This is a genomic window from Methylobacterium sp. AMS5 (assembly GCF_001542815.1).
Lineage (GTDB): Bacteria > Pseudomonadota > Alphaproteobacteria > Rhizobiales > Beijerinckiaceae > Methylobacterium.
Map to the genome: position 1 here is coordinate 5,323,322 of NZ_CP006992.1, position 19,024 is coordinate 5,342,345.

A 19,024-nucleotide genomic window follows, 5' to 3' on the forward strand; every position below is an offset into this window, starting at 1 on the left:
TGCGGCCTCAGAAAACGAACCGCAGGCCGGCATAGAGCAGCCCGGCCAGGGTGATCGCCGCCGGCAGGGTGAGCAACCACGCGGCGGCGAGGTTGCGCATGGTGGCCCATTGCAGGCCCGAGCCGTTGGCGGCCATGGTGCCGGCGACGCCGCTCGACAGGATGTGGGTGGTCGAGACCGGCAAGCCGTAGGCCTCCGCGAGGCCGATCGTGCCTGCGGCCGTGATCTCGGCGGACGCGCCCTGCGCGTAGGTCAGGTGCTTCTTGCCGATGCGGCTGCCGACCGTGACGACGATGCGCTTCCAGCCCACCATCGTGCCGAGGCCGAGCGCCAGGGCGACCGAGACCTTCACCCAGGTCGGGATGTAGCGGGTGCCATCGTTCAGGCTCGTCTCGTAGGCCTTCAGCACCTCCGCCTCCTCGCCGACGAAGAGGGCCTCCCGCTTCTTCAGGCTGTGGATGGCGTCCGAGGTGAGAAACATGTCGTTGCGCAAGTTCGGCGTCGCCGCCGCCGGAACGTGGCGGATCGCGCCGTACTCCTTCACCTTCGTGGCGATGTCGTCCGAGAGGGCGGCCAGGGCCGCGTAGGTCTCCGGCCGGTCGAGGTCTTTCTTCCCCAGCGCCCCGGTGATCTGCGCGCGTCCCTCGGCCGGGCTCGGCATCGGGGCTTGGTCCGCCCGGTTCTGGAACACCGTCCGGGCGCGCTCCGAGACTTGCACGAAATGCGGCGTCGCCGACTCGGTCATGGTCCGGTTGAGCGCGTAGGCGGTGGGCGCGGCGCCGATCAGGATCAGCATGATCAGACCCATCCCCTTCTGCCCGTCATTGCCGCCATGGGCGAAGGAGACGCCACCGCAGGTGAGGATCAGCAGAGCGCGGATCCAGAGCGGGGGCGGTGTGTCGCCCTCCGGCTCTTGGTAGAGGGTGCGGTTGCGGATCAGGAACCGCATCGTCAGCAGCAGCAGGGCCGCCATGACGAAGCCGACGAGCGGGCTGAACAGCAGGGCGCGCAGCACGCTCCACGCCTGATCCCACGGGACGCCGGAGGTGTCCGAGCCTTCGGTGGCGAGGAGCTGGTTGGCAAGGCCCACACCGAGGACCGATCCGATCAGCGCGTGCGAGGACGAGTTCGGCAGGCCGAGCGCCCATGTCCCGAGGTTCCACACGATTGCGGCGATGAGCAGCGCGAAGATCATCGCGTAACCGGCAGACGAGCCGGACTTCAGCACCAGTTCCACGGGCAGCAAGGTGACGACGCTGTAGGCGACGGCACCGGTCGAGACGAGGACGCCGAGAAAGTTGAAGACGCCGGAATAGACCACGGCGACGACCGGAGGCAGGCTGTGGGTGTAGATCACCGTCGCGACGGCGTTGGCGGTGTCGTGGAAGCCGTTCACGAACTCGAAGCCGAGGGCGATAAGCAGTGCGAGGCCGAGCAGGGCGAAGGCACCGATCGCCAGCGGTGGCTGGCCGGCGGCCTGCATGTCCGTGATCAGGTTGAAGAGCGCGTAGCCGAGCCCTCCCACCAGGACGAGCAGGAAGAGGACGGTTCCCCCCGGATGCATCCGGCCGTCGAGATCGGGGCCCCGTGGCGCGCGGGCTTCGATCGGTGCCGGACCCCGGTCCTGCAGGCTGAGCGCGTCTGACATTGAACCTCGAAGGAATCGACCCCGGCCCTCGACGATGCCGGGCACCGGGCCATCCGGTCTCGGACCCGGTCGCGGCCGGTGGCGCAGCGGCGCCCGCCCATCGACCGACACAACGTCAGGCTTACAAATGCCGCTCAGTGGGGAGGTTCCGTGAAGTTTCGATGACACGGATGAAAAGCAGATTTGGGCCGCAATCTCTTCCGGTCGTCGACCTCCCTGCCCTTTATCGGCTGATTTTGGACCGATGACGGGCGCTGCGCATGGCGGCATTCACGGTCGCATCAAGCCATGAGACGCCGGGGTTCGGATCATCGTAGAAGTACGTTCATGCTGACGCTCGCGCTCTCGCTCGCCCTCCTCGTCGTGGTGATCCTCATCATCGTCCGGCGGCGCCACCTCACCCTTCTCATGGGGTTGGGCAGCCTGATCGCGGCCCTGCTCGCCATGCTCTGGCTTCAGGATCTCGGGCTCCTGCCCGGCTCACAGGGCCCGTTGACTCACACCCGGCCTCTGACGCTGGATGACAGCCACCGATGACGGCGCTGCGGAGGGCGGCCAGGGAACTCTCCCGGCCTTCGCGCGTCTGCCGCGATGAACCGGCCTCCGCTCCGAGGCTCGTCGGATTGGAGACGTCCCTTGCGCAACCTTCTCCTGCTTCTGATCGTGCTCGCAGGCGGCTTCGTGCTGACGGCCATGTATGTCGCGCCGAACCAGCCCGAACTGCGGGGCTGGTACGAAACCAATGCCTGCCCGCATCTCGACCGGATCAGCCCGAAGATCTGCGAGCCGATCCGGGCCGCACGAGGCACGAGCGCGATCTGAGGCCCCGCTTGCGCCGAGCCTTCGACTGGTTCTTCCGCGACCGGCGTAGCGGCGCCGTCGTGATCGGCCAATGGCCGAACCTACCGCTTTGGATCTTCGCCGCGGCCTCGGCCCTGGAATGGCTGCTCGAGGCGGTGACGCCCGGCCTGCCCGCTCCGGTCTTTGCGGGCCTTCGCGTCGTCGCGCTCCTGAGCCTCACCGTCTGGGCGGTCGACGAGATCGTCCGCGGGGTCAATCCGTGGCGCCGCTGCCTCGGGGCCATCGTGCTGATCGGGATCGTCGTGAGCGTCAGCGGTCTGGGCCGCCTGTGAGCGACCCGTTCGACCTCCTCGTCATCGGCGGCGGCATCAACGGCGCCGGGATCGCCCGTGATGCCGCCGGCCGGGGCTTGCGCGTCCTGTTGTGCGAGCGGGGCGATCTGGCCGAACACACTTCGTCGGCCTCGACAAAACTGATCCATGGCGGCCTGCGCTACCTCGAACAATACGAGTTCCGGCTCGTGCGCGAGGCACTGGCCGAGCGCGAGCGGCTGATGCGATTGGCACCCCACATCGTCTGGCCCTTGCGCTTCGTCCTGCCCTACGATGCGGGGCTTCGGCCGGCGTGGATGCTGCGGCTCGGGCTCTTCCTCTACGATCACCTCACCCGCCTCAAGACGCTGCCGGGTTCGACATCGTTGCGCCTCGATCGCGACGCGGCCGGTGCGCCGCTCCAGAAACGGCTGACGCGGGGCTTCGCCTATTCCGATTGCTGGGTCGAGGACAGCCGCCTCGTCGTTCTGAACGCGCTCGACGCCGCCGAGCACGGTGCGCAGATCCGCACCCGGACCGCCGTCGAATCCGCCCGTCGCGATGACGGTGCCTGGACCGTCACCCTCTACGATTCCGACAAGCGGCGGCGGGAGAGCGTGCGGGCGCGGGTCGTCGTCAACGCCGCCGGACCCTGGGTCGGGGAGACCCTGCTGCGGACGCTCTCCGTCGAAGCCCGGCCGAAGGTGCGCCTCGTCAAGGGGAGCCACATCGTCGTCCGGCGGCTCTATGAGGGCGATCAGGCCTACATCCTGCAGCAGCCCGACCGGCGCATCGTCTTCGCTATCCCCTACGAGCGCGACTTCACCCTGATCGGCACCACCGATGTGGCGCATGAGGGCGGCCCTGGCCCGGTCGCCATCTCGGCCGAGGAGACACGCTACCTCTGCGCCTGCATCAACCGCTCGTTCGAACGGCAGATCGGCCCGGACGACGTGGTCTGGAGCTTTTCGGGGCTCAGGCCCCTCTACGACGACGCCGCAGCGAATGCCTCGGCGGTCACCCGCGATTACGTGCTCGAACTCGATACGGACGGTCCTCCGGTCCTCTCGGTGTTCGGAGGCAAGATCACGACCTATCGCCGGCTCGCCGAGCACGCCCTCGACCGGCTGGCGCCGCACCTGCCCGGCCTGAAGCCGGCCTGGACCGGGACCGCCCCCCTGCCCGGCGGTGACATCGACGGCGCGGATTTCGAGAGGTTCCTGGCAAGACTGGTCGCCGAGCGTCCCTTCCTCCCGGAAGCGACCGCCCGCCGGCTCGCACGCGCCTACGGCACCCGCTTGGATCATCTGCTCGGCGATGCGCGGGCGCTGTCCGACCTCGGCGAGACCATCGGTGGCGATCTCAGCGTGCGCGAGGTCGATTACCTCGTGCGGCACGAATGGGCGCTCACCCCCGACGACATCCTGTGGCGGCGCTCGAAGCTCGGGCTCAGGATCGGCCGGGCCGACGTCGCGCGGCTCGGGCGCATTCTCGCCGCCCGGTCGGCCGATCCCGGCGTTCAGCGCCCGTAAACGTCCTCGACGCGGATGATGTCGTCCTCTCCCGTATAGGAGCCGACCTGCACCTCGATCAGTTCGAGCGGGATCTTTCCGGGATTGGTCAGCCGGTGCATCGAGCCGATCGGCAGGTAGACCGCCTCGTTCTCGTGCACGAGCACGATCGAATCGTTCAGCGTCACCTCGGCCGTGCCCTTCACCACCACCCAGTGTTCGGCCCGGTGGAAGTGCTTCTGTAGCGAGAGCCGCCCGCCCGGCGTCACCATGATCCGCTTCACCTGGAAGCGCTCGCCGATATCGATGCGCTGATACCAGCCCCAGGGGCGGTACATCCGGCGGTGGGCATCCGCCTCCGGATGCGCCTTCTCGCGCAGCACGGTGACGAGATCCTTGACCTTGCCCGATTTCGCCTTTGCTGCGACCAGCACCGCGTCGGGGGTCGCGACCACCACGACGTCGTCGAGTCCGACCACTGTCGTCAGCCCGTCGCCCTCGCTGTGCACGAGGCTGCCCGTGGTCTCCACCAGTTCGACGCGGCCGCGCACGGCGTTGCCCTGGGCGTCGCGCTCCAGCACCTGCCAAACCGCCTCCCAGGTGCCGACATCGGACCACGCGAAGGAGACCGCGAGCACGCCCGCGCGGGTCGTGCGCTCCATCACGGCGTAGTCGATCGAGGTTTTCGGCGCCCGCGCGAAGGATTCGGCCTGGAGCCGCACGAAATCGAGATCGGTCGCGGCGTGGTCGAGGGCGCCGCGGGCGGCTTCCAGCACTTCCGGTGCGTGCGCTTCCAGCTCGGCGATCATCACGTCGGCGCGGAACAGGAAGTAGCCCGAGTTCCACAGGGCGCCCGCCCCGATCAGACGCTCGGCGCCGGCCGCGTCCGGCTTCTCGACGAAGCGCTCGACCCGGTGAAGACCCGGCGCATCGGGAAGCGCGCCGCCGGTGCGGATGTAGCCGTACTCGGTCGCGGGCCGGGTCGGGGTGATGCCCAGCGTCATGATCTGGCCGAGTCGGGCGCCGACGGCGGCCTCCTGCGCGGCTCTCGCGAAAGCGGCGGCGTCCTCGATCACGTGGTCGGCGGCCATCACCAGCACCACCGTCTCCGGCCCGCGCCGCGCGCCGTGGAGCGCGGCCACCGCGACGGCCGCCGCGGAGTCGCGCCGCTCGGGTTCGAGCAGGATGTCGGCACCGACGCGGCTCTGCGCGAGCTGCTCGGCGACGATGAAGCGGGACTCGGCCGAGGCGATGACCGTCGGCCGGGCGAACACGGCCGCATCAGCGACGCGGCGGACGGTGGCCTGAAAGGTGGAGGTCGCGGGATCGACCAGCGGCGTGAACTGCTTCGGCATGCTCTCGCGCGAGGCCGGCCACAGCCGCGTGCCCGAGCCGCCGCACAGGATCACGGGCAGGATCTTTTCGTGGTCTGCCTCGGCCATTGCCCAGTCCGTCGCGTATCGAGAGGCGCCAGCCGGTTGGACACAGATGCGGGAGCGGCGGGCGCGAAAAGTGACCCTGCCGTCTTAGCCGATCCACCCGCACGCCACCACGATGCAGGCCATGGGGCCTGCGATTCAGGTAAATCCGCGAAAAACCCGGATGAGGAACGGCGGAGGCATGAGCCTCCGCCCGGCCTTTGGAAACGCTACTCGGCCGCCTGCCGCTCGCCGTAGCCCAGGCGAGTGTTGAGTTCGCCCAGAAGCTTCACGGCCGCGTCCGCGATCACGGTGCCCGGCGGGAAGATCGCCGAGGCGCCCGCGGCGTAGAGGGCATCGTAGTCGCCCGGCGGGATCACGCCGCCGACCACGATCATCACGTCGTCGCGGCCCTCCTGCTTCAGCGCGGCCTTGAGTTCCGGCACCAGCGTCAGGTGGCCCGCCGCCAGTGAGGAGACGCCGACGATGTGCACGTCGTTCTCCACCGCTTGGCGTGCCGCCTCGTCGGGCGTGGCGAAGAGCGGCCCGATATCCACGTCGAAGCCGAGATCGGCGAACGCCGAGGCGATCACCTTCTGGCCGCGGTCGTGCCCGTCCTGGCCCATCTTGGCGACCAGGATGCGCGGACGGCGCCCGTCATTCTCCTCGAAGGCCTCGACGAGGCCGCGGACCTTCTCCACCACCGGCGACATGCCGCCCACCTCCCGCTTGTAGACGCCCGAGATCGAGCGGATCTCGGCGCGGTGACGGCCCCAGGCCTTCTCCAGCGCTTCCGAGATCTCGCCGACCGTGGCCTTGGCCCGCGCGGCGTTCACCGCCAGTTCGAGCAGGTTGCCCTCGCCATCCGCGGCCTTTGTCAGAGCGGCCAGAGCCGCATCGACGTCGTCTTGGTTGCGCTCGGCGCGCAGGCGCTTGAGCTTGTCGATCTGCTTGGCGCGCACGTCGGCGTTGTCGACGCGCAGCAGGTCGATCTTCATCTCGTCGTCGGGCTTGTACTTGTTGATGCCCACGATGGTCTGGCGCCCGGAATCGATCCGCGCCTGGGCGCGGGCGGCGGCCTCCTCGATGCGCAGCTTCGGGATGCCGGCCTCGATGGCCTTGGCCATGCCGCCGAGCGCCTCGACCTCGCGGATATGCTCCCAGGCCCGCGCGGCGATGTCCCGCGTCAGCCGCTCGACGTAGTAGGAACCGCCCCACGGATCGATGATCCGGGTCGTGCCGCTCTCCTGCTGCAGGAAGAGCTGGGTGTTGCGCGCGATCCGTGCCGAGAAGTCCGTCGGCAGCGCCAGCGCCTCGTCGAGCGCGTTGGTGTGGAGCGACTGGGTGCCGCCCTGCGTCGCCGCCATCGCCTCAATGCAGGTGCGGGTGACGTTGTTGAACACGTCCTGCGCGGTCAGCGACCAGCCGCTCGTCTGCGAGTGGGTGCGCAGCGGCAGCGACTTGTCGGATTTCGGCTCGAACTCCTTGACGAGCTTCGCCCAGATCAGGCGTGCGGCCCGCATCTTGGCGATCTCCATGAAGAAGTTCATCCCGATCGCCCAGAAGAACGACAGGCGCGGGGCGAACTGATCGATGGTGAGGCCCGCCGCGAGGCCGGCCTTGATGTACTCGACGCCGTCGGCGAGCGTGTAGGCGAGCTCCAAATCCTGCGTCGCCCCGGCCTCCTGCATGTGGTAGCCGGAGATCGAGATCGAGTTGAACTTCGGCATGTTCTTCGAGGTGTAGCCGAAGATGTCCGAGATGATCCGCATCGATCCCTTGGGGGGATAGATGTAGGTGTTGCGGACCATGAACTCCTTGAGGATGTCGTTCTGGATCGTGCCGGCGAGCTTTTCGGGCGGCACGCCCTGCTCCTCGGCCGCGACGATGTAGAGCGCGAGAACCGGCAGCACCGCGCCGTTCATCGTCATCGACACCGTCATCTCGTCGAGCGGAATGCCGGAGAACAGCGTGCGCATGTCGTAGATCGAGTCGATCGCGACGCCCGCCATGCCGACATCGCCCGAGACGCGCGGATGGTCCGAATCGTAGCCGCGGTGGGTCGCGAGATCGAAGGCGACCGAGAGGCCCTTCTGGCCCGCGGCGAGATTGCGCCGATAGAAGGCGTTCGAATCCTCGGCGGTGGAGAAGCCGGCATATTGCCGGATCGTCCAGGGCTGGGTCACGTACATCGCCGGGTAGGGGCCGCGCAGATAGGGCGGCAGGCCGGGGAACGAGTCGATGCCCTCACAGCCCTCGCGGTCCTCGGGTCCGTAGAAACCCTTCACCGGAATGCCCTCGGGCGTCATCCACGGCTCCCCGGCCGGCGGGGGCGGCGCCTTGAAGCCGTCGGCCGCATAGGCGACGGAGGCGAAATCGGGGATGCGGGAGCTCATCGTGCGTCGGTTCCTGGCGTCCGTCTGCGCGTCGGCGGAGACGATGATTTTTTTTGAGCATTATAGGCAAGCCACCAAACGCGGCTACTGTCCATAAGGCCGGGCTTACCGTCCGTGCTTGTGCTGGCTTCCTGTCAGGTAACGGCGCCCGCGCGCATCCCAGCGCACGTTCGGCGCCGGCCCCGACGGCGCGGCGAGCCACGCCCTGCGTTGCGCGATCAGGGCCTTGAGCCGTTCGGCCTGCTTTTCCTTGCGCGCGCAGTCTGAGGTGCAGCCGGCGTCGAAGCCGTGGGGGCCGCCTTCGCCGGAAAACAGGCTGACCACCGCCAACACGATCCCGACGATGCCGATCACGCCGATCACCAACGCCGGCCAGGCGAAGCCGAGGCCGACGAGGACGGCGATGGCGGCCTTGCCCGCCAGCGTTCCGACTACCTTCACTTTCAGGAGAGCGCCGAAGGTCGCCGCCGCGCCGGCCGATCCGCGCAGCGCCCGCAGACTGCGCCTGCGGAAACGCTTGCGCGCGACCAACGCTTCGAGCCGGCGCAATTCGCGCTCCGTCCGCCGCCGGGCCTGCGCCCGATCCTCCACCGCGTTCGCCCGCACGCCCTCTCCCCGTTGCGCTTGCCGTGCCGAATGTGCGGCGAGGCGAGCGTGACCGTCAAACCGCCGCTTTCTCCGGCTCGGGTCGTGGGAAACGCGAGGCGGACGGTTGGACGGGATGGCGACAGGGCGAAGAGCGCCGAGTGCGGCGCGGATCTGGCCGTTCCTGGCGGGCTTCGTCGTGGCCGAGCGTCGGCTCGGCGAGCGCGCCCAGGCCGCGGGCCGGCTGCCGGCCTTCGCCTACGAATTTTTGAGGTTCGGGGTGAAGCAGGGATGGGCCTGCCTGTTCGGCGGCCTCATCTGCGCGCTGCTCATCGGCACGCACCTGTTCTACCCGTCCGACGCGCCGCTCTCGCGCTACGATTTCCTGACGCTCGCCGCGATCCTGATCCAGGTCGCGCTGCTGGCGCTGGGCATGGAGACCTGGGAGGAGGCCAAGGTCATCGCGCTCTATCACGTCGTCGGGACGGCGATGGAGATCTTCAAGACCGGCGTCGGCTCCTGGATCTACCCGGAGGCGAGCTGGCTGCGCATCATGGGCGTGCCGCTGTTCACCGGCTTCATGTATGCCAGCATCGGCTCTTACATCGCCCGTGTCTGGCGCCTGTTCGACTTCCGCTTCACCCGGCATCCGCCGCTGGTGTTCGCGCTCCCGCTGGCGGGGGCGATCTACCTCAACTTCTTCAGCCACCATTACATGGCCGACATGCGGGCGATGCTGTTCATCGCGACCGGCGTGCTGTTCGGCGGCACGGTCGTACACTTCAAGGTCTGGCACGCATACCGGCAGATGCCGCTGCTGCTCGGCTTCGTTCTCGTGTCGCTCTTCATCTGGCTGGCCGAGAACATCGGCACGGCAAGCCGGGTCTGGCTCTACCCGAACCAGGCGGCCGGCTGGTCGCCGGTCTCGGCGGCCAAGCTCGGCTCGTGGTTCCTGCTGATGATCGTGTCCTACGTGCTCGTCACGCTGGTGAGCCGGCCGGAGCCTTGCCCCGAGGCGGCACCTGCGCGGCCCACCGATCCGGCGCAGCCGCGACCCGCACGCTGAAGCCCCGATCAGTTGACGTAGGTGCGGATCCAGTTCGGGGAGAGGATTTCGCCCTCCTCGGTGATGATCCAGGGCTGCTTCGAGGGGTCGCCGAGGGCGCCCTTCGCGGCGAGGAGCGCCTCGCGCAGGGTATCGTAGCGCTCCGGCTGGGCCAGGGGAGACGAGGCCGGCAGGGTGCGCCAGATCGTCAGGTCGGCAGGACGTTCGAGAGCTTCGGTTTCCATCTCTTGCTCTTCCTGTTCGAACCGGTCCCGTTCGCGAAAGGATCGCGGCGACGACTGACGTCGCTGGGCCGGTATGTACAAAGTTCTAGGGCGATCGAAGCATCTCTGGGGCGGCTTTGCGATCAATTCGAGTGCTCGATAGCCAAACGATCACCGTTTCGTCGCAGTTCCTCGCCTGAACCTTGCCTTGGTTTCGCCAAGAATTGGTCCAGACCCGCCCACCGATGCCTTTTCATCAGTAGGACGACACTGCGTGTGAAACAGTATGCAATTGGTTACTCTTCGTAGGGGCATTCCTCGGTGCGGTGCCGCACGGAGCTTCCCTGTGCAGGAAAGCGGGGATTTGTTGACGGGACGCCACACCGGACACAGCTAAGTCTCAATCGCCGGACTCGCGCGCTTGGCAGCGCGACGGACCTGACTTTCAGGAGTTTGGTGGAGAGAACCTGAACGTAGCCCGTACCGCCGACGCGGCGCGGGTCATGGCTGGGCAAGAGCTGAGGTTGTCGGTGCCGGATCGCTTCGTGCGCGTCGCCTTGGGCGTGACGCTGGGCCTGCTGATCGCCTTCGTCGCGCAGCCCTACATCCTCGCCTTTCTCTACTCTGCGGACGCACCCCGCTCGGTGACGGCGCGCGGCGATCTCTCGGCGGCGGAGAAGACCACCGTCGATCTGTTCGCCCGCGCCTCGCCCTCCGTCGTCCACGTCTTCGCCCAGGCCGCGGCGCAGGGGCGCGCGCTGATGGAGCCGGACGATGAGTTCGGCCAAGGACCTGGAGGGGGGGAGCAGCAGGGCTCCGGCACGCAGACCGGCACCGGCTTCGTCTGGGACGCGGCGGGCCACGTCGTCACCAACAACCACGTTGTCGAGGCCGCGACGAAGGGCGGCGGCTCGATCTCCGTGCGGCTCGCCTCCGGCGAAGTGGTCGGCGCGCGGGTCGTCGGTACGGCGCCGAGCTACGATCTTGCCGTGCTCCAGCTCGGCCGCGTGGCCAAGATGCCCCCTCCCCTTGCAGTGGGCACCTCGGCCGACCTCAAAGTCGGCCAGTCGGCCTTCGCCATCGGCAACCCGTTCGGCCTCGATCACACGCTGACGACCGGGGTCATCAGCGCGCTCCAGCGGCGGCTGCCGACGCAGGAGGGCCGGGAGCTGTCGGGCGTCATCCAGACCGATGCGGCGATCAATCCGGGAAATTCCGGTGGGCCCTTGCTCGATTCCGCCGGGCGTCTGATCGGGGTCAACACCGCGATCTTCTCGCCCTCGGGCGCCAGCGCCGGTATCGGCTTTGCCGTGCCGGTCGATGTCGTGAACCGGGTGGTGCCGGATCTCATCAAGAACGGGCGGGTGCGCAATCCCGGCATCGGCATCATCGCCGGCCAGGAGGCGACCGCCGCCCGGCTCGGCATCGACGGCGTCGTGGTGGTGCGGGTGCTGCCTGGGTCGCCGGCGGCGCAGGCCGGTTTGCGCGGCGTCGATCCCCGCACCGGCACCATCGGCGACGTTATCGTCGGCGCCAACGGCCGCCCGGTCCACCGCCTGTCGGACCTGACCGCCGTGGTCGAAGAAGCGGGGCTCGACCGCCCGGTGAATCTCCTGGTGGAGCGCGACGGCCGCGTGCGGACGGTGCGGGTGAAGACCGCGGACGTGGCGCAGACGCGGTTGTAATCCCGCTTCCCGTAGGCGTGCGCCGGATGAGCGCTTTACGCGCGCGCCGAACCGGCCGATGACCGCGGAATGCTCATTGCCTTCGGCCTTCTGGCGCTCATCGGATTCTGGTGGCTCGGCCGCCGCAACGGGCGCCTGCCCTTCGGCCTGACGCCGCGCCTGCTCGCCGGCTACGCCCTGCTGGCGACGGCCTTCGCGTTGTCGTTGCGCGGCAGCTTCATCCTGGCCCTGCTGCTCGGTGCAGGAGGCGTCTGGCTCTCGCAGGGTGAGGCGGGCGTGATCCGGCGGGTCCGCGCGTGGCGCGGATACCGGGAGCCGCGGCAAATGCGGACGGCCGCGCTCGAACTCGACCTCGGCACCGACGGTGAGCCGATGGACGGGACCGTGCTCGTCGGGCCCTTCGCCGGCCTCCGCCTGTCGGCGGTGCCGTCGGAGGTGCTCATCGAGCTTGCCGCTTTGTTGAGTGCCGACGATCCCGAGGGCGCCCGCGGGCTAGAGGCGTATCTCGACCGCCGGCAGCCCGGCTGGCGTGTAGACGCTGATGTCGACGGAGACCCGCGGACGGGCGGCCCGGCGAAGCCAGGGTCGATGACGGAGCAGGAGGCCTATCAGATCCTGGGGCTTGAGCGCGGGGCGTCCCTGGAGGACGTCCGCGCGGCTCATCGCACGCTGATGAAGCGGCTGCATCCCGACCAGGGCGGCAGCGTCGAGCGGGCGGCGCGCGTGAACGCGGCGCGTGACAGACTGGTGAACCGACATCGCTAGAACTCCACGCGCGTTGTCAGGGTCGATATGTCGAAGGTCGTCCAAGCCGCTTGATGCGGCTCTTGTCATCGGGCGAGCGCCGGCCGAACGCGCCGGCAGCCGCACCGAGGAAGGTTGTCGGAGACGATCAGCTCCGGGTCGCGAAGCAGTTGAAGCCGTTCTTTTTCAGCGCGGCGCAGGCATCCTGCGCGGTGCTCTGTTCGGCGAATCCCGAGAAGCGGGCGCGGAACAGCGTGGTGCCGCCATGGGTGACGCGGACCGTGTAGGGCGCGGCCTTGGACAGCATGCCGGTACGGCTGCGGGCATCGGCGAGGATCGACTTCGCCTTGTCCTCGTCGTCCATGGCGCCGAGCTGGATCACCCAGGGGCTCGGCGTCACGGGCTTGGCGCTGTCGCCGCGGGCATCCTTCGGCGGGCCCTCGGCCCGGGAGGCGACGCCCTCGACGGCGGGCAAGCGGGCGGTCGACTTGCCGGCCGTGCCCGGGAACGGCGCCTGCCCCGCCGGACCGGCATAGGCCTGGGCGCCGCCCGGCAGCGCCTGGAGGGTGGTGCGGCGCGATCCCGGCGTCGTGGTGGCCGGCCGGATGTCGAGCGGGGCGTTGCTGGTGGAGCTCGTCGTCTCGATGTCTTCGTCATCCGCCGAGGCGAGGACTGTCCGGGTGCGGGAATCGGCCTCGGCGACGACCGCCGGGCGACCGCGCTCGGCCACCTCGACCACGGGTGCCGTCTGACGGCTGCCGGCAAAGGCGCGGGGCAGATTCGCGCGGACGAGGTCGGCCATGATCCGGTCGCGGCTCGCGCCCGATTTGCCGCCGAGCACGATCGCCACGATCTGCCGGTCGCCGAGCTTGGCCGCGGTCATCAGGTTGAAGCCGGAATCGCGGGTGTAGCCGGTCTTGATGCCGTCCACGCCCTCGACATTGCCGAGCAGGCGGTTGTGGTTGCCGATGGTCCGGCCGCGGAAGGCGAAGGAGCGGGTCTGGAAGTAGCGGTAATAGCGCGGAAAGCGATCCTGGATCGCGCGGGCCAGCAGGGTGAGGTCGTGGGCCGTGGTGATCTGGTCGGGGTCGGGCAGACCCGAAGCGTTGGCGTAGTGGGTGCGGCTCATGCCGAGCGCCTTGGCCTTGCGCGTCATCATCTCGGCAAAGCGCGGCTCGGAGCCGGCGATGTTCTCGCCGATGGCGCAGGCCACGTCGTTGGCCGACTTGGTGACGAGCGCCTTGATCGCCTCCTCGACCGTGACGGTCGAGCCGGGGCGCAGCCCCAGCTTCGACGGCGCCTGGGCGGCGGCGTTGGCCGAGATCGAGAGCGGTGAGTCGAGGTCGTAGCGGCCCTTCTCCAACTGCTCGAACAGCATGTAGAGGGTCATCACCTTGGTGATGGAAGCCGGGTGGCGCAGCGCGTCCTCGTTGACCGCATGCAGCGTGCGGCCCGACTTCACGTCCACGACCATCGCGGCGTAGGGCGGATTGTACCCGCTCACCGCCTTGCGGGCATGGCCTCGGCGTTTTGCCTCGGCCGGGTCGGCCACTGCGACGAGAAAACTCGTCGCCAGGAGCAGCACGGCGACAGCGCGGGACCCCGTGGTGGGCCGGCCTTCTACGCGACGCATCTCGAAACCTTCGCCTCGACAACCGGACGTTCAAGCCCGGCTGGCACCCTTCACGAACGCCGCCATCGGGTCCGCAATCTCTGTCGAAGACGGTAGGATGAACGCGGTTACGCGGCCGTTAATGCCGGCCGTTGCGGGCACGAGATCGTCCTTTCGCCACAGGGGTTAAGCTGATGTTGATGAGACCGGCTCGGCGAGGCCGGCGTCGGCGTCATCCGATCCGCCATGCGGCGTTTCGTCTTCGGATCCAACGACGGCTGCGCCGCCTTTCGCGCGTGGGCGCGGGAAGTGCGCGCGGGGTGGCTGCGCGTTCAAACAGTACGGACAGTTTCACGCACCTCACTGGCGCAGGCGCCGATCGGCCTATAGATTGCCTGTTGAGCGTTGCGCCCCTCACCGGGACGCTGGCGCCGAAGGCTGCCAGACCAAGGTCGCTTCGATTCAGATGTCTTCCAAGCTGATCCAGGACAACGTGCAGGAGGCGGGTCGGGGACGCGTTCCGGTGCGCGCGGCCTCGACTCCGCCCGGTTCGGGCGACGACGACCGCTCGGGCACCGCGATCATCACCCGCACCAAGCCGCGGGCGAAGCGGCCAAGCCTGTACCGCGTGCTGTTGCTCAACGACGACTACACGCCTCAGGAATTCGTCGTGCACATCCTGGAGCGGTTCTTCAACAAGAACCACGACGACGCCTACCGGATCATGATGCACGTCCACCACAATGGTGTGGGGGAGTGCGGCGTGTTCACCTACGAGGTCGCGGAAACGAAAGTGACGCAGGTGATGGATTTCGCCCGCAAGCACCAACATCCGCTTCAGTGCGTTATGGAAAAGAAATAGGCATCCAGCGAAGGCCAGAGCATTGCCCAGCTTCTCACGTAGCCTCGAGCAAGCCCTCCACCGCGCCCTGGCCCTGGCCGGAGAGCGCCGCCACGAATACGCGACCCTCGAACACCTCCTGCTCGCCCTCGTCGATGATCAGGATGCGGCCGCGGTGATGAAGGCCTGCAACGTCGAGACCGACGTCCTGCGCCGCAATCTCATCGAGTACGTCGACACCGAACTCTCGAACTTGACGGGCGACGGGCGCCAGGACGCCAAGCCGACCGCCGGCTTCCAGCGGGTGATCCAGCGGGCCGTGATCCACGTCCAGTCCTCGGGCCGCGAGGAGGTGACCGGAGCCAACGTGCTCGTCGCGATCTTCGCCGAGCGCGAGAGCCACGCCGCCTACTTCCTGCAAGAGCAGGACATGACCCGCTACGACGCCGTGAACTACATCAGCCACGGCATCGCCAAGCGGCCCGGCGCGTCCGAGGCCAAGTCCGTGCGCGGCGCCGAGGAAGAGAGCGCGTCCGAGCGTCCCGGCGTCGAGGAGAGCGAAGCGCGGCCCAAGAAGAAGGGCGATGCGCTCGATGCCTACTGCGTCAACCTCAACAAGAAGGCCAGGGACGGCAAAATCGACCCGCTGATCGGACGCCATTCCGAGGTCGAGCGCACGATTCAGGTGCTCTGCCGCCGCCAGAAGAACAATCCGCTGCTGGTGGGCGACCCCGGCGTCGGCAAGACGGCCATCGCCGAAGGGCTCGCGCGCAAGATCATCCAGCACGAAGTGCCGGAAGTTCTGGCCGACGCGACGGTCTTCTCCCTCGACATGGGAACGCTGCTCGCCGGCACCCGCTACCGCGGTGACTTCGAGGAACGCCTCAAGCAGGTGATGAAGGAGATCGAGGCGCACCCCAACGCCATCATGTTCATCGACGAGATCCACACCGTGATCGGTGCGGGTGCCACCTCGGGCGGTGCGATGGATGCCTCGAACCTCTTGAAGCCCGCTCTGGCCTCCGGCGCGCTGCGCTGCATCGGCTCGACCACCTACAAGGAGTACCGCCAGTACTTCGAGAAGGATCGCGCCCTGGTGCGCCGGTTCCAGAAGATCGACGTCAACGAGCCGTCGATCCCGGACACGATCGAGATCCTCAAGGGGCTGAAGCCGTATTTCGAGGAGTTCCACAAGCTCAAGTACACCGCCGAGGCGGTGAAGGCGGCGGTGGAGTTGTCGGCGCGCTACATCAACGACCGCAAGCTGCCCGACAAGGCGATCGACGTGATCGACGAGACCGGCGCCTCGCAAATGCTGGTGCCGGAGGCGCGCCGCAAGCGCACCATCGGCGTCAAGGAGATCGAGACCACCATCGCCACGATGGCGCGCATCCCGCCTAAAACCGTGTCGAAAGACGACGCGGTGGTTCTCAAGAACCTGACCGAGAACCTGAAGCGGGTGGTCTACGGCCAGAGCAATGCCATCGAGGCGCTGACCTCGGCGATCAAGCTCGCCCGTGCGGGCCTGCGTGATCCCGACAAGCCGATCGGCTCCTACCTGTTCGCCGGCCCGACCGGCGTCGGCAAGACCGAAGCGGCCAAGCAACTCGCGGCCTCGCTCGGCGTCGAGATGCTGCGGTTCGACATGTCGGAATACATGGAGCGCCACACGGTCTCGCGGCTGATCGGTGCCCCGCCCGGCTATGTCGGCTTCGATCAGGGCGGCCTGCTCACCGACGGGATCGACCAGCACCCGCATTGCGTGCTCCTGCTCGACGAGATCGAGAAGGCGCATCCGGACCTGTTCAACATCCTGTTGCAGGTCATGGATCACGGCAAGCTGACCGACCACAACGGCAAGCAGGTCGATTTCCGCAACGTCATCATCATCATGACGTCGAATGCGGGCGCCTCGGATCTGGCGAAGTCGGCCTACGGCTTCACGCAATCGAAGCGCACCGGCGACGACGTCGAGGCAATCAACCGGCTGTTCGCACCGGAATTCCGCAACCGCCTCGACGCGATCATCTCGTTCGGCCACCTGCCGAAAGAGGTCGTGTCCAAGGTCGTCGACAAGTTCGTGCTCCAGCTCGAAGCGCAGCTCGCCGACCGCAACGTCACGATCGAACTGTCGGACGAGGCCCGCGAATGGCTCGTGGAGAACGGCTACGACGACGCGATGGGCGCTCGCCCCATGGCCCGTCTGATCCAGTCCACGATCAAGACGCCGCTCGCCGACGAGGTGCTGTTCGGCCGCCTCAAGGATGGTGGTGCCGTCAAGGTGGTGCTGAAGAAGCCGGAGGCCGAGGACGGTAAGGGCAAGGCGGAACTCGGGTTCGAATTCCCCGCCGGACCGGTCACCCCGAAGCCGGAAACCGACGTCGCCAACGCGGCCAAGCGCAAGCGCTCGAAGCCACGTTCAGCACCGCGCAAGAAGGCGGCCAAGCGTGACGGTGGTCCGTCCGGCGGTGGATCGTCCGGTGGCGGCTCCGTCCGCACCGTGCCGAAGGTTCCGCTGAAAGTCTGAGAGTGCAGGGCCCCTCATTCGCAGGAGTGAGCGGCCTTCGAGGCCGGCGCGGGTTGCGTTCCTGCGCCGGCTCCCGGATATGGGCGGCGCCGCGCTCTGCCAGAGGGGCCGGTATCGGCCAGCAATGAGGGTAGCATGACGAGCGACGCGCAGGAGGAGCCCCTCACGCCTGTCGCGCCACCGCCGGCTCCGGTGCGGCCGAAGCCGTTGACGTCCCGCGAGAGACGCCGTCGCCGTCGCAAGTCGCGTCATCGCGGTGAGGAGATTCTCGGCTGGATCCTGGTGCCGGTGATCCTGTTCGGCCTGTTCTGGGGCGTGAACGCGGTCCTCGAGGCGATGGGCACCAGCCCCGGCGTGGTGTGGGATCAGCTCTTGCAGGTGAAGGCCGCGCTCGAGAAGAAGATGTAGCGCAGCCTGCCCTACCCTATTCCGCCGCTGCCTTGCTCAGCCCGATTCGCCGCCAGATGGTGCTCAGCGCGTCCACGAGGTGGTCGATGTCGGCATTGGAATGCAGCGGCGAGGGCGTGATCCGCAGGCGCTCGGTCCCACGCGGCACGGTCGGGTAGTTGATCGGCTGCACATAGATGCCGAACTCATCGAGCAGGGTGTCGCTGATCGCCTTGCACAGCACGGGGTCGCAGACCATCACCGGCACGATGTGGCTGCGGTTGGCCAAAGTCGGGATGCCCGCCGCGTCCAGCGCCTGCCGCACCCGCGCCACCCGCTCCTGATGCCGCACCCGCTCGACGCTGCTCGCCTTGAGGTGGCGGATGCTTGCCGCGGCGCCGGCCGCGACCGCGGGCGGCAGCGAGGTCGTGAAGATGAAGCCCGAGGCGAAGCTGCGCACGAAGTCGCAAAGCTGCGTCGATCCGGTGATGTAGCCGCCATGGACGGCGAACGCCTTGCCCAGCGTTCCCTCGATCACGTCGAGCCGGTGGGCGAGCCCCATCCGCTCCGAGATTCCGCCGCCTCGCGCGCCGTAGAGGCCAACCGCGTGGACCTCGTCGAGATAGGTGAGCGCCCCGTGCGCCTCGGCGACGTCGCAGATCTCGTCGATCGGGGCGATGTCGCCATCCATGGAATAGACCGACTCGAAGGCGACGAGCTTGGCCCGGCCCGGCTCGATCAGCCGGAGCTTGCGGTCCAGATCCTCCGGATCGTTGTGACGGAAGATCTGGCGTTCGGCCCGGCTCGAACGGATGCCCTCGATCATCGAGGCGTGGTTGCCCTCGTCGGAGAAGACGACGCAGCCCGGCAGCTTCGAGGCGAGCGTGCCGAGTGCCGCCCAGTTCGAGACGTAGCCGGAGGAAAAGATCAGCGCCGCTTCCTTTCCGTGGAGGTCGGCGAGTTCCTGCTCCAAGAGCACGTGATAATGGTTGGTGCCGGAGATGTTGCGGGTGCCGCCCGCGCCGGCTCCGCATCGGTCGATCGCCTCGTGCATCGCCTGCAGCACCGACGGATGCTGGCCCATGCCGAGATAATCGTTGGAGCACCAGACGGTGACGTCGCGCTCACCGCCGGGGCTGTGATGCGTCGCGTAGGGAAACCGCCCCGCCTGCCGCTCCAGATCGGTGAAGACGCGGTAGCGCCCCTCACGGTGGAGCCCGGTGATCGCATTGCCGAAGAACGCTTCGTAATCCATTCCGTCCTCCCCGAAGAAGATGATGCCGGTGGGC

Annotated in this window: 17 protein-coding genes; 10 read left to right on the forward strand and 7 right to left on the reverse strand. The window is 68.0% G+C overall.

Annotation, left to right across the window (positions count from 1 at the left end):
• Positions 1–7 precede the first annotated feature (7 nt).
• Positions 8–1,648, reverse strand: coding sequence for an inorganic phosphate transporter (locus tag Y590_RS23710; protein ID WP_060772005.1), 1,641 nt, complete (start codon positions 1,646–1,648; stop codon positions 8–10).
• A 327-nt stretch (positions 1,649–1,975) separates the two neighbouring features.
• On the opposite strand from Y590_RS23710, the gene Y590_RS23715 reads away from it, so the two are divergent.
• The 4 genes from Y590_RS23715 (at position 1,976) to glpD (ending at position 4,292) form a co-directional block, all read left to right on the forward strand.
• Positions 1,976–2,185 (forward strand): hypothetical protein, encoded by a 210-nt coding sequence (locus Y590_RS23715; protein ID WP_003600907.1) that lies wholly within the window; start codon positions 1,976–1,978, stop codon positions 2,183–2,185.
• Between the two features lie 99 nt (positions 2,186–2,284).
• Positions 2,285–2,470, forward strand: coding sequence for a hypothetical protein (locus tag Y590_RS23720; RefSeq protein WP_015824797.1), 186 nt, complete (start codon positions 2,285–2,287; stop codon positions 2,468–2,470).
• Between the two features lie 8 nt (positions 2,471–2,478).
• Complete coding sequence (locus Y590_RS23725) at positions 2,479–2,781, forward strand: hypothetical protein (RefSeq protein ID WP_060772006.1); 303 nt, start codon at positions 2,479–2,481, stop codon at positions 2,779–2,781.
• Positions 2,778–4,292: a glycerol-3-phosphate dehydrogenase gene (gene glpD, locus Y590_RS23730; RefSeq protein ID WP_060772007.1), complete on the forward strand. Its 1,515-nt coding sequence runs from the start codon at positions 2,778–2,780 to the stop codon at positions 4,290–4,292. The genes Y590_RS23725 and glpD overlap by 4 nt, the downstream gene beginning before the upstream one ends.
• Here glpD and Y590_RS23735 read toward each other — a convergent pair.
• The 3 genes from Y590_RS23735 to Y590_RS23745 form a co-directional block, all read right to left on the reverse strand.
• A complete protein-coding gene (locus Y590_RS23735) occupies positions 4,280–5,713 on the reverse strand; it encodes a mannose-1-phosphate guanylyltransferase/mannose-6-phosphate isomerase (protein WP_060772008.1) in 1,434 nt (477 codons plus the stop codon). The two genes, glpD and Y590_RS23735, sit on opposite strands and share 13 nt — an antisense overlap.
• A 206-nt stretch (positions 5,714–5,919) precedes the next feature.
• On the reverse strand, positions 5,920–8,085 hold the full coding sequence (scpA, locus tag Y590_RS23740) for a methylmalonyl-CoA mutase (protein WP_060772009.1): 2,166 nt from the start codon (positions 8,083–8,085) through the stop codon (positions 5,920–5,922).
• 105 nt (positions 8,086–8,190) lie between these two features.
• Positions 8,191–8,691, reverse strand: coding sequence for a hypothetical protein (locus Y590_RS23745; RefSeq protein ID WP_060772010.1), 501 nt, complete (start codon positions 8,689–8,691; stop codon positions 8,191–8,193).
• A gap of 115 nt (positions 8,692–8,806) precedes the next feature.
• Between Y590_RS23745 and Y590_RS23750 the strand changes: the two genes are divergently transcribed.
• Positions 8,807–9,736 (forward strand): DUF817 domain-containing protein, encoded by a 930-nt coding sequence (locus Y590_RS23750; protein ID WP_060772011.1) that lies wholly within the window; start codon positions 8,807–8,809, stop codon positions 9,734–9,736.
• 8 nt (positions 9,737–9,744) lie between these two features.
• On the opposite strand, the gene Y590_RS23755 is transcribed toward Y590_RS23750, so the two are convergent.
• On the reverse strand, positions 9,745–9,960 hold the full coding sequence (locus tag Y590_RS23755; RefSeq protein WP_003600916.1) for a hypothetical protein: 216 nt from the start codon (positions 9,958–9,960) through the stop codon (positions 9,745–9,747).
• Between the two features lie 509 nt (positions 9,961–10,469).
• Between Y590_RS23755 and Y590_RS23760 the strand changes: the two genes are divergently transcribed.
• Together Y590_RS23760 and Y590_RS23765 are read left to right on the forward strand one after the other, a co-directional pair.
• The gene (locus tag Y590_RS23760) at positions 10,470–11,624 is read left to right on the forward strand and encodes a S1C family serine protease (protein ID WP_060772012.1); all 1,155 of its coding nucleotides are present in this window, start codon (positions 10,470–10,472) and stop codon (positions 11,622–11,624) included.
• A gap of 69 nt (positions 11,625–11,693) precedes the next feature.
• Positions 11,694–12,389 carry a J domain-containing protein gene (locus Y590_RS23765; RefSeq protein WP_060772013.1) on the forward strand — a complete coding sequence of 232 codons (696 nt, stop codon included), beginning with the start codon at positions 11,694–11,696 and terminating at the stop codon, positions 12,387–12,389.
• Positions 12,390–12,516: 127 nt separating this feature from the next.
• On the opposite strand, the gene Y590_RS23770 is transcribed toward Y590_RS23765, so the two are convergent.
• Positions 12,517–14,001: a serine hydrolase gene (locus Y590_RS23770; RefSeq protein ID WP_060772014.1), complete on the reverse strand. Its 1,485-nt coding sequence runs from the start codon at positions 13,999–14,001 to the stop codon at positions 12,517–12,519.
• A 445-nt stretch (positions 14,002–14,446) separates the two neighbouring features.
• Between Y590_RS23770 and clpS the strand changes: the two genes are divergently transcribed.
• From clpS to Y590_RS23785, 3 genes are all read left to right on the forward strand, one after another.
• The gene (gene clpS / locus Y590_RS23775) at positions 14,447–14,842 is read left to right on the forward strand and encodes an ATP-dependent Clp protease adapter ClpS (protein ID WP_060772015.1); all 396 of its coding nucleotides are present in this window, start codon (positions 14,447–14,449) and stop codon (positions 14,840–14,842) included.
• A gap of 22 nt (positions 14,843–14,864) precedes the next feature.
• Positions 14,865–17,348: an ATP-dependent Clp protease ATP-binding subunit ClpA gene (clpA, locus tag Y590_RS23780; protein WP_060772016.1), complete on the forward strand. Its 2,484-nt coding sequence runs from the start codon at positions 14,865–14,867 to the stop codon at positions 17,346–17,348.
• Between the two features lie 135 nt (positions 17,349–17,483).
• Positions 17,484–17,756, forward strand: coding sequence for a hypothetical protein (locus Y590_RS23785; RefSeq protein ID WP_060772017.1), 273 nt, complete (start codon positions 17,484–17,486; stop codon positions 17,754–17,756).
• Positions 17,757–17,772: 16 nt separating this feature from the next.
• On the opposite strand, the gene hemA is transcribed toward Y590_RS23785, so the two are convergent.
• Entirely contained in the window at positions 17,773–18,990 is a 1,218-nt protein-coding gene (gene hemA / locus Y590_RS23790; protein ID WP_060772441.1) for a 5-aminolevulinate synthase, read from the reverse strand.
• Between the last annotated feature and the right edge of the window lie 34 nt (positions 18,991–19,024).

Excerpts from the sequence above, each read along its gene's own strand:
- hemA (WP_060772441.1), bottom strand. The coding sequence starts at position 18,990 with ATGGATTACGAAGCGTTCTTCGGCAATGCGATCACCGGGCTCCACCGT.
- Y590_RS23770 (WP_060772014.1), bottom strand. The coding sequence starts at position 14,001 with ATGCGTCGCGTAGAAGGCCGGCCCACCACGGGGTCCCGCGCTGTCGCC.
- Y590_RS23765 (WP_060772013.1), top strand. The coding sequence starts at position 11,694 with ATGCTCATTGCCTTCGGCCTTCTGGCGCTCATCGGATTCTGGTGGCTC.
- Y590_RS23755 (WP_003600916.1), bottom strand. The coding sequence starts at position 9,960 with ATGGAAACCGAAGCTCTCGAACGTCCTGCCGACCTGACGATCTGGCGC.
- scpA (WP_060772009.1), bottom strand. The coding sequence starts at position 8,085 with ATGAGCTCCCGCATCCCCGATTTCGCCTCCGTCGCCTATGCGGCCGAC.
- Y590_RS23785 (WP_060772017.1), top strand. The coding sequence starts at position 17,484 with ATGACGAGCGACGCGCAGGAGGAGCCCCTCACGCCTGTCGCGCCACCG.
- Y590_RS23750 (WP_060772011.1), top strand. The coding sequence starts at position 8,807 with ATGGCGACAGGGCGAAGAGCGCCGAGTGCGGCGCGGATCTGGCCGTTC.
- Y590_RS23735 (WP_060772008.1), bottom strand. The coding sequence starts at position 5,713 with ATGGCCGAGGCAGACCACGAAAAGATCCTGCCCGTGATCCTGTGCGGC.
- Y590_RS23715 (WP_003600907.1), top strand. The coding sequence starts at position 1,976 with ATGCTGACGCTCGCGCTCTCGCTCGCCCTCCTCGTCGTGGTGATCCTC.
- Y590_RS23710 (WP_060772005.1), bottom strand. The coding sequence starts at position 1,648 with ATGTCAGACGCGCTCAGCCTGCAGGACCGGGGTCCGGCACCGATCGAA.
- clpS (WP_060772015.1), top strand. The coding sequence starts at position 14,447 with ATGTCTTCCAAGCTGATCCAGGACAACGTGCAGGAGGCGGGTCGGGGA.